The organism is Microbacterium arabinogalactanolyticum, from assembly GCF_030268005.1.
Classification (GTDB): domain Bacteria; phylum Actinomycetota; class Actinomycetes; order Actinomycetales; family Microbacteriaceae; genus Microbacterium; species Microbacterium arabinogalactanolyticum.
The window spans coordinates 1,206,799-1,221,696 of the sequence record NZ_BRZC01000004.1; the positions used below are offsets into that span (position 1 = coordinate 1,206,799).

The window sequence follows — 14,898 nt, forward strand, 5'->3', positions numbered from 1 at the left end:
ATCTCCGGATACGACGTTCTGTGCTGAGCCGGGTCAGCCGATCTGCACCGGCGAGGCGGGCCCCCACGGAATGCCGATCAGGAACCACACCACATACAGCGCGACCCACGACAGCAGCATCCACATCGCGTACGGGATCATCAGCGCGATGATGGTGCCGATGCCGGCATCCTTCTTGTACCGCTGTGCGACGGTCACCATGAAGGGCAGATACACCATCAACGGGGTGAGCACGTTCACCGGGGAATCCCCCACGCGGTAGGCGGCGAGCAGCGTCTGCGGCGCGACGTCCAGTGCGGCGAAGATCGGGATGAACACCGGGGCGAAGATCACCCACTTGGGCACCAGCCCCGGCAGGATGAAGTCCAATATCAGTATCACCACGATGAACGCCAGCAGCAGCACGATCGCCGGGACGTTGGCCTGCTCCAGCAGTTCGGCTGCAGAGACCGCGGCAACAGTGGGCAGGTTGGTCCAATTGAACAGTGCGATGAACTGGGCGATCATCAGGAACATCACCAGCAGCCCGCCCAGGCTCCCGAAGGTCTTGCCGACGGCCCGCACGGTCTCGGTGCCACCGCGCAGAGTGCGGGCGCCCGCACCGTAGGCGATGCCGCAGACCAGGAACGCCAGCGAGATGAGGAACACCAGGCTCGCCATGAACGGCGTCGTGCCGATGATCGCGCCGGTCTCAGGGTCGCGCAGCGGCGCTCCTGGAGGTGCCGTCAGGAGCACGATCAGCGCCACGAAGCCCAGAAGGGCCCAGCCGGTGAACTTCAACCCGCGGGCTTCGGCATCGTGGTCGACGCCGTCCGCATCGTCGGCGATCGTCATCTCGGAGCGGTCGTAGGGCCCGAGCCGCTTCTCGGTGATGAACATCGTAACCAGCAGGGCCACCACTGCCAGCAAGATTGACGAGACGATGCCGAAGTAGAAATTCTGCGTCACCTCGATCGGCTTCATCCCCGCCGAGGTGAGCACCTCATTGGTGATCTCGGTGAGCATGCTGTCACTCGGAGTGATCAGCAGGTTGGCGCCGAACGCCGCTCCGACACCCGCGAACGCACCGGCCAGCCCCGCCAGCGGGTGACGTCCCACCGTCAGGAAGGCGGCGGCGGCGAGCGGCACCAGGATCAGATAGCCAGCATCGGTCGCCACGGATGACAGCACGCCGACGAAGATGAGGATGAACGCGAGCCATCGGCGCGGGGCGACCTTGACAACCCGACGGATCAGCGCCCCCATGAGCCCGGCGTGCTCGGCGACCCCGACACCCGCCATGGCGATGAGCACCACGGCGACGACGCCGAAGCCGGCGAAGTTGTCGACGAAGGCCGTGAAGAAGAACCGGATGCCCTCGATCGAGAGCAGGTTGCGGATCACGAACTCCTTGGTCTGAATGATGTAGTCCGGGACCTCCGCAGGTAGCCCCGTGGTGGTGTCGTACACCGTCCAGTTACCACCGAGGTGCTGGTTCACGGCGTCGAACTGGTCCTTCGGCACCGGAACGACCACGTCATCAGTGACGGAGACACCGATCCAGGACAGGATCGCGGAGAGCACCGCGATGATCCCGATCAGGTAGACGAACATGATCGTCGGGTCCGGCACCTTGTTGCCGACCTTCTCGATCCAGTTCAGGAAGCCCCTCTGCGGCGCCGGCGGCGCGACCTCGGATGCGGAACTCACGGCGAACTCGCCCCCTTCATCGGTGCGCCGTCTCCCCATCATGCGCAGACGTGGAATTGGCTCAATGATGGCCTTGCTCCTCCACGGAATCAATGCTGTCCGCAGAATCGTCCCCGTGATATCGGAACCCATGGTCCCGCGGACGCGTCCCCGCTACGCTCGGCCATCATGGACCCCATCGCCATCGTGTTCGTCATCCTGGCCGTCGCGGTCGTGGCGTTCGTGACGAACCGGATCCCGCTCGCTGTGGTGGCCGTGGGCGTCTCGGTCGCCCTGTACCTGACAGGTGTGCTGGATTTGGGCGATGCCCTCTCGGGCTTCGGCGACCCCACCGTGCTCTTCATCGCGGCTCTGTTCATCGTGAGTGAGGCCCTGGAATCGTCCGGCGTCGTGGCGTGGGCGGGCCAGCAGGTGATCGCGCGGGCGGGTACTCGCCGGGTTCCGGTGGTGATCGTGCTCTCGCTGCTGACGGCGGGGGTGACCGCGCTGATCAGCGTGAACGGGTCGGTGGCCGCGTTCCTGCCCCTGGTCGTCGTCGTCGCAGCGCGGGCGGGCATCCCCTCCTCCCAATTGCTGCTTCCGCTGGCGTACTCCGCACACGCGGGATCGATGCTTGCGCTCACGGGCACACCGGTGAACATCATCGTGTCCGAGGCAGCGGAGGATGCGGGCGCGCGCCCCTTCGGCTTCCTCGAGTTCGCGCTGGTCGGGATCCCCCTGGTCGTCGGAACTATCGCGCTGATCGTGCTGCTGGGTCCCCGGATGCTGCCCCGGCGGACGACACCGTCGGCCCCTGTGGACCTGCAGCGTCTGGCCGATCTGCTCCGGGCGGAGTATGCGCTCGCACCGGAGGATGTACGTCTGAACGCCGCAAGAGGCGTGACGGAGGTGGTCGTCCCCCCGCGCTCCACACTGATCGGGATGCACGTCTTCCCCGGCATGTGCACGCCCAGCGGTGACCTGGTTCTCCTCGCCGCGCGTCGAGGCGAGGATGTACTCGAGGGATCCGGCACCACGCTGCGAGCCGGTGACACATTGCTGCTGAACGGCACCTGGGACGACCTGAGCAAACACACTGCGGACGAGCGAGAGGTGCTGATCGTCGACCACCCCGACTCGCTGCGCCGCAGCGTGCCGCTGGGCCATGGAGCAAAGCGCACGCTGGTCGTCACGGGGCTGATGGTGCTACTGCTCGTCACCGGCGTGATCCCGGCGGCCGTGACGGGGCTGCTCGCGGCCGGCGCGCTGATCCTGCTGCGGGTGGTGAGCATGTCACGTGCGTTCCGGGCGATCTCGTGGACGACGGTCGTGCTCGTGGCGGGGATGATCCCGATGTCGACGGCGTTCCGCACCACGGGAGCGGCTGACCTGATCGCCGGGGCGCTGCGAGATCTCGTCGGGACGGCCGGCCCCACTGCGGCGCTGGCGGCGATCGTCCTGATCACTCTGATCCTCGGTCAGCTGATCAGCAACACGGCGACGGTACTGATCGTCGTCCCGGTCGCGGTGGCTCTCGCCACGGCGATGGATTCCTCACCTCTCCCGTTCCTGATGGGGCTGACGGTCGCCGGGGCAGCGGCCCTGCTCACCCCGGTCGCGACGCCCGCGAACCTGATGGTGATGGAGCCGGGACAGTATCGCTTCACCGACTACACCCGATTTGGTCTGCCGTTCATGGCGCTGTTCTTCGTGGTCGGTGTGTTCTACGTGCCGCTGATCTGGCCCTTCGGCTGACCGTGTCCGATCAGCCCCGCTTCGTGACGGTCTTCTTGAGGAAGATCAGCGGAAGCAGCCAGGTACCCAGAGCCGTGATGATCCAGACGATCAGTGTCGAGAGTATCCACGTGGCGACCCCGGAGATATGGAGGCCGCCGGGAAACAGCGAGGCGATCAGCAGTGCGACGAAAGTGGACACCAGGCCGATCCCGCCCAGGATCGCGCTGGCGTGCTTGCGCGCGACGTTGAAGATGAACGGGCTGAGCACCGCCTGCGCTATCGCGAACACGATGACCGCGGTGAGGAAGCCACCCAGGGAGAGGCCGAAGTCGGGCAGCACCCAGAAGCACACCAGCAGCGCGACGGCGGAGGTTCCCAGCGAGATCGCCGCGCGGATCAGGAAGCGGATCATGCCGTCAGGCTAGTGCCGCGCGGCGATCCGGACCAGGCTCAACTGAGGCCGGAGTACGCGTGCAGGCCCTTGAAGTACACGTTCACGATCGTGAAGTTGAAGATCACGGCGGCGAAGCCGGTGATCGACAGCCAGGCCGACGGGGTGCCGCGCCAGCCGCGCGTCGCACGGGCGTGGATGTATCCGGCGTAGAGCACCCAGATGATGAACGTCCAGGTCTCCTTCACGTCGAAGCCCCAGAACCTGCTCCAGGCGAAGTACGCCCAGATCGATCCTGCGATCAGCGTGAAGGTCCAGAAGATGAAGCCCACGACGGCGAAACGGTACGCCAGGTTCTCCAGGCGCACCGTGTCGGGCAGGGTGCGCAGGAAGCCGGGGCCCGCATTCGCGATGCCCTCCGCGACGCGGCGCTCACGCCGGGACTGCAGCAGCTGCATGACCGAGAGCGCGAAGGCCAGAGCGAAGATTCCGACCGAGAGCGACGCCACGAAGACGTGGATGACCAGCCACACCGACTTCAGCGGGTCGGCCAGCGGCTTCACCTCGACATAGAAGTACGCGGATGCCGCGCCCAGCAGCACCAGCACGATGCCCGAGATGAACGTGCCCAGGTAGCGCAGGTCGATGCGGGTGAGCATCACCAGGTACACGAGCACGACCAGCAGCGTGCCCGTCATCGCGAACTCGTACAGGTTCGCCCACGGCACATGGCCGTTGGCGAAGCCGCGGGTGAGGGTGGCCGCGAGGTGGAACAGCCAGCCCAGCACCATCAGCGAGGTGCCGATGCGCGCCATCACGAAGCGCTTCCCGACCGGGGCGTCCGCGTCGCCGTCGACCGGCGCCTGCGACACCGTGCCGTCGGACATGACCAGCATCCGCTCCTCGGCCTTCACCGTGGAGGAGCGCCGTGCCAGGTCGAACGCATAGGCGATGAACGCCAGGGCGTAGATGGCGATGGCCGTCCACAGCGTCAGACGCGAGATGGAATCGAGATCGGGCATGTCATGCTCCCTTCACGGGGTGCCGCGAGGCGGCCGCATCGAGCAGCCGCTCGTGCCCGCGGACGAGATCGTCCACGGCCGCGGCCAGGGTCGGATCCTCGCCGCGCGCGAGGCCAGCGTACTCCAGGTGGGTGGAATCGTCGGATGCTGTCGCCTTGACCCACATGCGACGGCGCGGGACGAACAGCGCGAGGCCGAGCCCGGCCAGCGCGAGCAGGGCGAAGACGAGCACCCAGACGACCGAGTCGTCGTGGTGGATCTGCAGCGAGACGTAGCGCTTGACGGACTTGCTGAAGTCCTTGGCACCCGCGGGCGCCTCGTTCTCGAAGGTGACCGTGCCGAGGCCGTCGGGCAGGTCCGCGGTCTCACCCGGCTGCAGCTGGATGGACTTCACGTCCGTGCCGCGGCCGTTGAGCTTGGTCATGTCGTTGGTGTCGAGCTGATAGACCGAGACCGGGTTGCCGCCGTCGATGCCCAGGTCACCCTGGTAGACGTCGAGCGTGAGCAACGGGATGTTCAGATCGCCCCGCAGGGAGGTGAACGCACCGCTGGGGAGCTTGACTGCGGTCGGGTAGAAGAACCCGACCAGCCCGAGCTGCTTCGGCATCCCGTCCGGGATCTTCAGCACGCCCAGCGAGGTCATGTTGTTGTCCTGCGGCAGGAACTCGACAGGTCCGCTGAAGACCTCGATGCCCTGCGCGTTGCGCACCGTGATGCTGGGCGCGTAGCCGTTGCCGAGCAGGTAGATGTTGTCGCCGCCGACGCTCAGCGGGTGGTTGACCTCGACCGCCGCCTTGCGCTTGGACCCGTCGGGCTCGGTCACCGAGAGGTTGGCCTTGAAGTTGCCGGCCTGACCGGCACCGGGGGCTCCGACTGCCTCGTACGTGACGTCGAAGGAGTCCAGCGTGAGGGCGTAGGGCACGAAGGCGTCGTCGGGAACGAAGCGCCCGCGGTTGATCGAGTTGTAGTCGATCAGGGCGTTCACGTAGGACCTGCCCTCGACGACGACGCGCTGACCGGTGTAGGCGAACCCGCCGCCCACGCCGACGGTGATGAGGACGCCGACCAGGGCGATGTGGAAGATGAGGTTGCCTGTCTCGCGCCAGTAGCCGCGCTCGGCCGACACCGACCAGACCCGCCCGCGGTCGTACCGCGCGACGCGGTAGCCGAGTGCCTTGAGCTGCTTCTCTGCCACGTCGATGGACGCCGCGGCATCGGCATCCTGGGTCGCCGTGCCCGTCGCGGCGCGCGTGACGGACCGGTGGTCCTCCAGCCGCGCGAGCCGAGCCGGAGTGCGCGGCGGAAGCGCGCGCAGCGCCTTCGCGTGGTGCTTGATCCGCGGGATGATGCAGCCGATCAGCGAGATGAACAGCAGGATGTAGACGGCCGAGAACCACGGCGACGAGTAGACGTCGAACATGCTGAGCTTGTCCAGGATCGGGAACAGATCCGGGTTGTCGGTCTTGTACTTCAGCACGCCGTTCGGGTCGGCGGACCGCTGCGGGAACACCGAGCCGGGGACGGCGCCGATGGCGAGGAACAGCAGCAGGATCAGCGCGACGCGCATCGAGGTCAGCTGACGCCAGCCCCACCGCAGCCACCCGACGAACCCGAGCTTCGGCTGAGTGATGCCGTCGTCTGCGGCATCCGCCGAGTCGATGTGGTCGGCCGGGCGCAGCGGATCGGACACCGAGGACGAGCCGTCCTGGCCGCCCTTCGTCTTCCGATTCGGAGTGCCCTCAGAGGGGGAGGATGACACTGCTCATCACCGCCCCGATGTTCGACATGATCTGGGTCCACAGGCCGGTGACCATGAGCAGGCCCAGCACGATCAGGAGCCCGCCGCCGATGATGTTGACGGTGCGGATGTGGCGGCGCATGAAGGCGGTCGCCGAGGTCGCCCAGCCGAAGCCCAGGGCGACCAGCAGGAACGGGATGCCCAGGCCCAGCGAGTACGCGACGCCGAGCAGGGCGGCGCGCCACGGGTCACCGGCGTTGAACGACAGCGCCACGATCGCACCGAGTGTCGGCCCCGTGCACGGAGCCCAGCTCAGGCCCAGCGCGATACCCAGCAGCGGCGCCCCCACGAGCCCCGTGGTGGACTGCACGTGCAGTCGCATCTCGCGCTGCGCGAAGCCGAAGAAGCCCAGGAACACGAACCCCATGACGATGATCAGGGCGCCGAAGATCCGCGTGATCAGGTCCGACCACTGCAGCACGAACGCGCCGAAGGTCCCGCTGAGAGCCGTGATCGCGACGAACACGATCGTGAAGCCGAGGATGAACAGCAGCACGCCCAGCAGGAGCCGGCGTCGGCCGGATGCCCGGGACGCCGAGCCCGTCGACGCGCCGCCCTGAGCCGTCGACGCCCCGGCCGCTCCCCCGATGAACCCGAGGTAACCGGGCACGAGCGGCAGGATGCACGGGGAGAGGAAGGACACGAGGCCGGCGAGCAGCGCCAGGGGGATCGCCAGCCAGAGGGCGCCGGCGCCGATCACGGCATCCGGATTCACGCCTTCTCCTTGAGGGCGTCGGCGATCAGGGTCGACAGGATCGACGTGCCGTCGATGGGGCCGATGATGCGGGCGGCCACGCGGCCCTTGCGGTCGAGCACGAGCGTGGTCGGAGGCGCCTGGATGGGCGCGACCTTGGCGAACGCGAGCTTGGCCTGACCGCTGTCGGCGTCCAGCAGGCTCGGATAGGTGACGCCGTACTTCTCGGCGAACGCCTTGGCGGTGGCGGCCTGGTCGTAGATGTTCACGCCCATGAACACGACGCCGTCACCCCTGTGCTTCTGCCACACAGCCTCGAGGTCCTTGGCCTCCACGCGGCACGGGCCGCAGGTGGCGTACCAGAAGTTCACGACGATCACCTCACCGAGGCTGTCGGAGCTGGAGAACTTCTCGCCCGACTCGGTGGTGCCGCCGAAGACGACGGGCTCACCGCGCTTGTCGGCGGGGATCTCGACGACGCGGAGGTCGTCGGCCGTGTACGCCTTCTCCTTGCCGTTCAGGAACGCGTCGGTCGCGGGGTCGGGAGCGCAGGCGCTCAGGCCCACGGCGAGCGCGCCGGCGAGGGCCCCAGCGCCGATGCGCAGAACATCGCGGCGGGATCGAGCAGGCGAGGACACGCTGGGAATCGTACGCGCGTTTCCTATGGGTGCTCTGGAACGGTGCTATACGCCCGCGGGCGCATTCGCGCCGATCGCGGGATCGAAGCCGACCAGCACATCGGCGAGCTCCGCACGGAAGCGCGGACACGTCGAGATGTCGTGCGCCGAGCATCGCAGCGCGTGCTCCGTCATCGCCTTCGAGTGCCGCATCTCGGCCATGCGGCGGTCGAGATCGTCCAGATGGGCCTGCAGCACCTCGTGCCGTCCGGACATGTCGCGTTCGAGCAGATGCGCGATCTGGTCCAGGCTCATTCCCGCCGCCTTGCTGCGCAGCACGACGGCCACGCGCACCACGTCATCGGGCCCATAACGGCGCCGACCTGCGCCGTCCCGGCCCGGCGAGAGCAGACCGACCGATTCCCAGTGCCGCAGCACATTCGTGGGCAGGTCGAACCGCTCGGCGACCTCGCCGACGGACCACGGACGATCGGGACTTGACTTCATGTTGACATGAAGTCACAGACTGGCGGGGAAAGCAACCCGACCCCCAGGAGGATCACCATGCGCGACGTCATCATCATCGGTGCGGGCCCCGCCGGCCTGCAGGCCGCCCTGACCCTCGGACGCATGCACCGCACCGCACTGCTCGTCGATTCGGGCGACTACCGCAACGGCACCGTGCGCCACATGCACAACGTCATCGCCAATGACGGCACGCCGCCGGCCGACTTCCGCCGGGTGGCACGGGAGCAGCTCGACGGGTATGCCACCGTCGAGGCGCTCGAGGCCACCGTCGATCGGGTGGACGCGGTCGACGGCGGGTTCCTCGTGACCTTCTCGGATGGACGGGCCGAGAGCGCCTCCCGGCTGCTGCTCGCCACAGGCATGGTCGACGAGCTGCCGGACATCGAGGGCCTGGCTCCCCTGTGGGGACTGCGCGCCTTCAGCTGCCCGTTCTGCGACGGCCATGAGTTCGCGGGCCGCAGGATCGGGCTGGTCGGAGAGAGCGCGCGCTTCGAGCATCTGGTCCGCCTGCTGCGTCCGATCGTCGCGGACATCGTGGTGTTCGACGGCGACGCACTGGAGGACGAGCAGCGCCGGTCGCTCCGGGAGGCTGGGACGATCATCCACCCGGGGCGCGCCTCAGCGGTCGCCGAGCACGGTGACGGCGTGCGCGTGACCGCGGGCGACACGGTCGACGTGGCGGGGCTCTTCGTGGCCACGGGGCCTGCGCGTCAGCGCGCGCCGTTCGCCGCGCAGCTGGGTCTCACGGTGCTGCCCAGCGGAGCGATCGAGATCGATGACTTCGGCAGGACGTCCCGTCCCGGCGTCTGGGCGGCCGGTGACATCGCGCACCGGGCGAGCCTCCCCGGCGCCATGGCGTCCGTGCTCGCGGCGGCCGCCGCGGGTCAGCTCGCCGCGGCATCCGTCGTGCAGGAGCTGGCCGGCTGAGCGCTCACACCGCGCCGAGGTCGATCCCGGATGCCGCCGGCTCGGCGTAGTCGATCTCCCGCCACACGTCGCCGACGCGCTCGAAGCTCGTGACGCTCGACAGCGCGCAGCGGCGTGTGCGGGGGTCGTGGCGCAGCGGGAGACCGGCGACCGCGAGGTGCGTGATCCAGATCGGCGCCTGATGGGAGACGAAGACGACGTCCCCGTCATCCGCGGCATCCCACCGCTCGTCCATCGCCGCCAGCATCCGATCCGCGACCGAACGGTACGGCTCCCCCCAGCTCGGCACGGAGGGCCGGCGCAGGTGCCACCAGTTGCGCGGGTCGCGCAGCGCGCGCGACATCCGCCTGCCCTCGAACACGTTGGTCGGCTCGATGATCCGATCGTCGAGCGTCGGCGTCAGGTCGAACAGCTCGGTGAAGGGCGCCGCCGACTCCTGCGTGCGCTCCAGCGGCGAGCAGCGCAGCTCGGCGACCGGGCGTCCGAGCTGCTGCACGTGCTCGGCGGCGGCACGCGCCATCGCGCGGCCGGCGTCGCTGAGGTGGTAGTCCGGCAGCCGGCCGTACAGCACCCGCGCAGGGTTGTGCACTTCGCCGTGGCGGACGAGGTGGAGTCGGGATGCCGTCACGCACCCACCGTATCGCGGGACGCCTCGCGCCCGTCTGCCCGCATGAGGAGCCCCACGTAGACTGGTGCGGTCCCTCTTTCCCCGATCAGAAGGAATCCTCCGTGCTTCGCACACACACGGCAGGCTCGCTGCGAGCCGAGCACATCGGTCAGACCGTCACCCTCACGGGCTGGGTCGATCGTCGCCGCGATCACGGAGGCGTCGCGTTCATCGATCTCCGGGATGCCTCGGGCATCGCGCAGGTCGTCATCCGTGACGAGGAGGTCGCACACCCGCTCCGCAGCGAGTTCGTGTTGCAGGTGACCGGCGAGGTCTCCCGCCGTCCTGCCGGCAACGAGAACCCGAACCTCCCCACCGGCGAGATCGAGCTCATCGCGACCGACGTGGTGGTGCTGAACGAGTCGGCGCCGCTGCCCTTTCAGGTCTCCAGCGGACTGGCCGAGACCGACCCGATCGGCGAGGAGGTGCGTCTGAAGCACCGCTACCTCGACCTGCGCCGCCCGGCACCCGCCGCCGCCATGCGCCTGCGCTCGGACGTCTACAAGGCGATCCGCGACGAGCTCCACAAGCGTGAGTTCGTCGAGGTCGAGACCCCCACGCTGACGCGGTCGACCCCCGAGGGCGCCCGCGACTTCCTGGTGCCGGCCCGCCTGCACCCGGGCAGCTGGTACGCGCTGCCGCAGTCGCCGCAGCTGTTCAAACAGCTGCTCATGGTGGGCGGCATCGAGAAGTACTACCAGATCGCGCGCTGCTACCGCGACGAGGACTTCCGCGCCGACCGCCAGCCGGAGTTCACGCAGCTCGACATCGAGATGAGCTTCGTCGACCAGGAGGACGTCATCGAGATGATGGAGTCCCTCATCGTCGCGATGTGGAAGACCATCGACGTCGACGTGCAGACGCCGCTCCCCCGGATGACCTACGCCGACGCCATGGCGAAGTACGGCTCCGACAAGCCCGACCTGCGGTTCGGCCTGGAGCTCGTCGAGGCCACCGACTACTTCAAGGACACCCCGTTCCGGGTGTTCCAGTCCGAGTACGTCGGCGCGGTGCTCATGCCCGGCGGCGCCTCGCAGCCCCGCAAGACGCTGGATGCATGGCAGGACTGGGCCAAGCAGCGCGGCGCTCGCGGCCTGGCGTACGTGCTCTTCAACGAGGACGGCACCCTGGGCGGCCCCGTCGCCAAGAACCTCTCCGAGGCCGAGCAGGCCGGGCTCGCCGAGCTCGTGGGTGCGAAGCCCGGTGACTGCGCCTTCTTCGCCGCGGGCGAGACCAAGGCGAGCCGTGCCCTGCTCGGCGCGGCACGTGTGGAGATCGGCCGCCGCCTGGAGCTGCTCGACCCGAACGAGTTCGCGTTCACGTGGGTCGTCGACGCCCCCATGTTCGAGCCGGCCGGTGACGCCATCGCCTCCGGCGACGTGGCCGTCGGCTCCGGCGCCTGGACCGCCGTGCACCACGCCTTCACGGGCCCGAAGCCGGAGTTCGAGGACACGTTCGACACCGACCCGGCATCCGCCCTGGCCTACGCGTACGACATCGTCTGCAACGGCTCCGAGCTGGGCGGCGGCTCGATCCGCATCCACCGCGAGGACATCCAGAAGCGCGTCTTCAAGGTGATGGGCATCAGCGAGGAGCAGGCCGACGAGAAGTTCGGCTTCCTGCTGGACGCCTTCAAGTTCGGCGCTCCCCCGCACGGCGGGATCGCGCTGGGCATGGACCGCGTCATGCAGCACCTGACCAAGACCGAATCGATCCGCGAGGTGATCGCGTTCCCGAAGTCCGGCAACGGCTTCGACCCGCTCACCGAGGCCCCCGGCACGATCTCCCCGGAGCAGCGTGCCGAGGCCGGCGTCGACTTCGTCCCGGAGGACGAGGAGGCGTAGTCCTCAGCATCCTCCATCGCCGCCCCTGCTCAGCGACCTCGCCCCTGTTGATTCACGTGAATCAGCAGGGGCGAGGTAGCCCAGCAGGGGCGGCGAGGTGTGGGACGGGTGTCAGGATGCGAGGGCAGGGGCGATGTTCTCGTTCCAGACGTCGACGCCCAGCTTGCCGATGAGCAGCACGACGACGATCAGGAACACGACCCGGATGAAGGTGGAGCCTCGCGCGATCGCCATCCGCGAGCCGAGGTAGCTTCCGCCCACGTTCGCCACTGCGAGGATCGCGCCGAACAGCCACAGCACGGCACCGTGCGGGATGAACAGCAGCAGCGCACCCAGGTTGGTGGCGAAGTTCACGATCTTCGCCTTGGCACTGGACTGCAGGAAGTCGTAGCCCATCAGCGCCACGAGCGTGATCACCAGGAACGTGCCGGTGCCCGGGCCGATCAGCCCGTCGTAGAACCCGATCAGGAGTCCCGTGGCGCCGGCAGCGACGTGATGCCGATGCCCTTGGAACCGCAGCTTCGTGGCCGCGCCCATCTCGGGCCGGAACGCCGTGAAGATCGCCACGGCCAGCAGGGCGACGACGATGATCGGCTTGAAGGCGGAAGCCGGGAGCACGATCGCCACGGCTGCTCCGCCGAACGATCCGGCGAGCGCGATGAGGGCCATCGGCACCGCCGTGCGCAGGTCGGGTTTCGCCCGGCGGTAGTAGGTGGCGGCGCTGATCGTGGTGCCGGCGAGGCTGGCGAGCTTGTTGGTCGCCAGCGCCTGCACCGGCAGGATGCCCGGGATCAGCAGCAGCGCCGGCAGCTGCAGGAGTCCGCCCCCGCCGACCACCGCGTCGATCCACCCCGCACCGAAGGCCGCGATGATGACGAGCACCAGCATGCCCCAGGTGAGCTGTTCGAGTCCGAGGAGTGCTCCGATGTCCATCAGGAATCAGGATGCCAGATGCCGCAGGTGTTCGACGCGCGTGACGGCGCTGTGGGGTGAGACCGGCTCGGCCTCACCCCGCGGTGCTCGATCCTCAGGCGCAGTCGCAGACCATCGCGAGCGACTGCAGGTGGCTCGCGCCGGTGGGCGTCGCGCAGTCGGCGCTCGCGGAAGACAGCACCTTGAGGCAGCTGCTGGGCGCGGCGGCGGTGTCGTTCCAGGCACCGTTCGCCAGGTAGGTGAAGACCGCCTTGTACTTCAGGAAGTTCGCTGTCTGGTTGGACGGCGATCCATCGGCGAACGCCCAGTTGGCGTCGACGAACGTGAGGTCGGTGTAGGACCAGATGGCGTACTGCGCAGCCTCGATGGCCCATGCCTCGGTGAGGCCCGTCTGGCCGGTGGCCGCTTCGAGCTGCGCCAGCGACACGCTCGGGTAGCTGTGACGCATGATCCACTCCACCTTCGCCTGGACCTGCGCGGCGGTGAGAGCGGTGGGTCCGGTGCCGAGGAGGTAGTTGGTCGTCGTGACGCCGTTCCTGAAGTTGTTGCTTCCGAGGAACGAACCTACGGCCCCCACGTATCCGACCTTGCCGTTCGGCCCCTTGACGTTGTGCTCGATGCAGTACGCGAAGCAGGTGGCGGTCCCGAGGTTGCCGGTGTCCGAGGGGTTCGTGTAGACCGCGTGCAGCGGAGCGCCGCTGGTGCCGGGCCCCGTCACGATCCAGGTGCCCTGCACGAAGACCGGGATGGTGGTGCTCACCAGCGTCGTTCCGGACCCGGCCGACGCGACGACCACGTAGGTCCCGGGCTTGGCCGGACCGACCACTCCGGTGATCGTCGCCGTGCCGCTGGCATCCGTGATGAAGGTCTTCGGGTTGCTCGCCCCGCCTGCCCACGAGAGCCCGCTCGGCAGCGTCACCGATACGAGTGCTCCTGCCGTGGCGGATCCGTTGGTCGTCACGGAGACCGTGAAGTCCCCGACCGGGGAGCACACGCCCGACGGGATCGGCGATGTTCCGGTGATGCCCTCTCCGGACGCGGACGCCATCGGCACCGCCATCGCCGCTGCGATGACCGGCACCGACCAGGCGGCGCCCTTGACGATGGTGCGCCGCGGCACGCCGCCCCTCGCCCCAACTCCAGTGTTCAACTGTTCCATCTTCGAAATCTCCCCAGTGGTCGAGCAGGGCGCATTCGCCGCCCTCCCCAGATGAGTGTCGTCACCACGCGCGAAGTGACGCGACAGCATGAAAGTCCCCAGCAGCTGACAAAGCTACGCACGGCCGCGACTTCGCCCCAAGAGACCCGCCCCTGTCGTAGGTCACGCGTTCTGCCGCATGATTCCGCGGATTCGACGGCGAACCCACGGCGACGACGCCACCTCTCCCGCGACTGGCCCTGACCCCTGTCGCAGGTCAGATTCGCTCACCCGCATAACCATCGGCGCCTTCGACGATCGCGCCGGACTCCGAGGCCGGAGAGCCTGATGTCAGACTGATCGCATGCTCGACGCCCTCACCCTGCCGCATCCGCTGTCCTTCCGCACCGGCGACGCGGTGCTGCGCCGCGCGACCGAGGGGGATGCCGACGCGATCATCGCCCTGCTCGCCGACGATCCGGTCAGCGCAGCGCGCGGCGATCAGGCCAAGCCCGAAGATCGCGGGCTCTACATCTCCGGCTTGAGGGCGATCCTGGCCAGCCCCGAGAACGACCTGCTGGTCGCCGAGGTCGATGGGGCCATCGTCGCCACGTTCCAGCTCACCCTCATCCCCGGTATGGCTCGGCGGGGCTCGCTGCGCCTGCTGGTGGAGGCGGTGCGCGTGCGCAGCGATCTCCGCTCCGCAGGGCTCGGCTCGGCACTGATGCGCTGGGTGACGGATTCCGCGGCGCCGGCGCTCGATGCGGCCCTCGTGCAGCTGACCTCGGATGCCGCCCGAGTCGACGCGCATCGCTTCTATGAGCGTCTCGGATTCGTCGGCTCGCACCGGGGCTTCAAATACGCAGTCGCGTCACCGTCGACACCGGGTGCCACCTCCCGATAACCTCCCGTTAACCGGCGTCCCCCTGCGGGG

Annotated in this window: 14 protein-coding genes; 4 read left to right on the forward strand and 10 right to left on the reverse strand. The window is 68.3% G+C overall.

What is annotated here, in order from left to right; all coding sequences use genetic code 11:
* Window positions 1-33: 33 nt before the first annotated feature.
* Window positions 34-1,689, reverse strand: coding sequence for an AbgT family transporter (locus MIAR_RS10170; RefSeq protein WP_285635027.1), 1,656 nt, complete (start codon window positions 1,687-1,689; stop codon window positions 34-36).
* A gap of 168 nt (window positions 1,690-1,857) precedes the next feature.
* Here MIAR_RS10170 and MIAR_RS10175 point away from each other — a divergent pair, with 168 nt between their 5' ends.
* Window positions 1,858-3,423 (forward strand): SLC13 family permease, encoded by a 1,566-nt coding sequence (locus tag MIAR_RS10175; RefSeq protein WP_285635029.1) that lies wholly within the window; start codon window positions 1,858-1,860, stop codon window positions 3,421-3,423.
* A gap of 10 nt (window positions 3,424-3,433) precedes the next feature.
* Here the strand turns inward: MIAR_RS10175 and MIAR_RS10180 are convergent, their stop codons facing one another.
* Genes MIAR_RS10180 through MIAR_RS10205 form a run of 6 tightly spaced genes read right to left on the reverse strand, consistent with a single transcriptional unit; the run spans window position 3,434 to window position 8,434 of the window.
* Window positions 3,434-3,817 (reverse strand): phage holin family protein, encoded by a 384-nt coding sequence (locus tag MIAR_RS10180; RefSeq protein ID WP_285635031.1) that lies wholly within the window; start codon window positions 3,815-3,817, stop codon window positions 3,434-3,436.
* Window positions 3,818-3,855: 38 nt separating this feature from the next.
* Complete coding sequence (ccsB, locus tag MIAR_RS10185) at window positions 3,856-4,818, reverse strand: c-type cytochrome biogenesis protein CcsB (protein WP_285635034.1); 963 nt, start codon at window positions 4,816-4,818, stop codon at window positions 3,856-3,858.
* Window position 4,819: 1 nt separating this feature from the next.
* A complete protein-coding gene (resB, locus tag MIAR_RS10190; RefSeq protein WP_425561574.1) occupies window positions 4,820-6,577 on the reverse strand; it encodes a cytochrome c biogenesis protein ResB in 1,758 nt (585 codons plus the stop codon).
* Entirely contained in the window at window positions 6,558-7,331 is a 774-nt protein-coding gene (locus MIAR_RS10195; RefSeq protein ID WP_285635035.1) for a cytochrome c biogenesis CcdA family protein, read from the reverse strand. Before MIAR_RS10195 ends, resB begins: the two co-directional genes overlap by 20 nt.
* Window positions 7,328-7,948, reverse strand: coding sequence for a TlpA family protein disulfide reductase (locus MIAR_RS10200; RefSeq protein WP_285635038.1), 621 nt, complete (start codon window positions 7,946-7,948; stop codon window positions 7,328-7,330). The genes MIAR_RS10195 and MIAR_RS10200 overlap by 4 nt, the downstream gene beginning before the upstream one ends.
* Before the next feature lie 45 nt (window positions 7,949-7,993).
* A complete protein-coding gene (locus MIAR_RS10205) occupies window positions 7,994-8,434 on the reverse strand; it encodes a MerR family transcriptional regulator (protein WP_285635041.1) in 441 nt (146 codons plus the stop codon).
* Window positions 8,435-8,491: 57 nt separating this feature from the next.
* Here MIAR_RS10205 and MIAR_RS10210 point away from each other — a divergent pair, with 57 nt between their 5' ends.
* On the forward strand, window positions 8,492-9,382 hold the full coding sequence (locus MIAR_RS10210; RefSeq protein ID WP_285635044.1) for an NAD(P)/FAD-dependent oxidoreductase: 891 nt from the start codon (window positions 8,492-8,494) through the stop codon (window positions 9,380-9,382).
* Between the two features lie 4 nt (window positions 9,383-9,386).
* Here the strand turns inward: MIAR_RS10210 and MIAR_RS10215 are convergent, their stop codons facing one another.
* On the reverse strand, window positions 9,387-10,010 hold the full coding sequence (locus tag MIAR_RS10215) for a histidine phosphatase family protein (protein WP_285635047.1): 624 nt from the start codon (window positions 10,008-10,010) through the stop codon (window positions 9,387-9,389).
* Window positions 10,011-10,111: 101 nt separating this feature from the next.
* Here MIAR_RS10215 and aspS point away from each other — a divergent pair, with 101 nt between their 5' ends.
* Entirely contained in the window at window positions 10,112-11,893 is a 1,782-nt protein-coding gene (aspS, locus tag MIAR_RS10220; protein WP_285635050.1) for an aspartate--tRNA ligase, read from the forward strand.
* Between the two features lie 111 nt (window positions 11,894-12,004).
* Here the strand turns inward: aspS and MIAR_RS10225 are convergent, their stop codons facing one another.
* A complete protein-coding gene (locus MIAR_RS10225; RefSeq protein WP_285635053.1) occupies window positions 12,005-12,826 on the reverse strand; it encodes a sulfite exporter TauE/SafE family protein in 822 nt (273 codons plus the stop codon).
* Between the two features lie 94 nt (window positions 12,827-12,920).
* Window positions 12,921-13,976 (reverse strand): thioester domain-containing protein, encoded by a 1,056-nt coding sequence (locus MIAR_RS10230; RefSeq protein WP_285635055.1) that lies wholly within the window; start codon window positions 13,974-13,976, stop codon window positions 12,921-12,923.
* Window positions 13,977-14,328: 352 nt separating this feature from the next.
* Between MIAR_RS10230 and MIAR_RS10235 the strand changes: the two genes are divergently transcribed.
* The gene (locus MIAR_RS10235) at window positions 14,329-14,868 is read left to right on the forward strand and encodes a GNAT family N-acetyltransferase (protein WP_285635057.1); all 540 of its coding nucleotides are present in this window, start codon (window positions 14,329-14,331) and stop codon (window positions 14,866-14,868) included.
* Window positions 14,869-14,898: the final 30 nt, after the last annotated feature.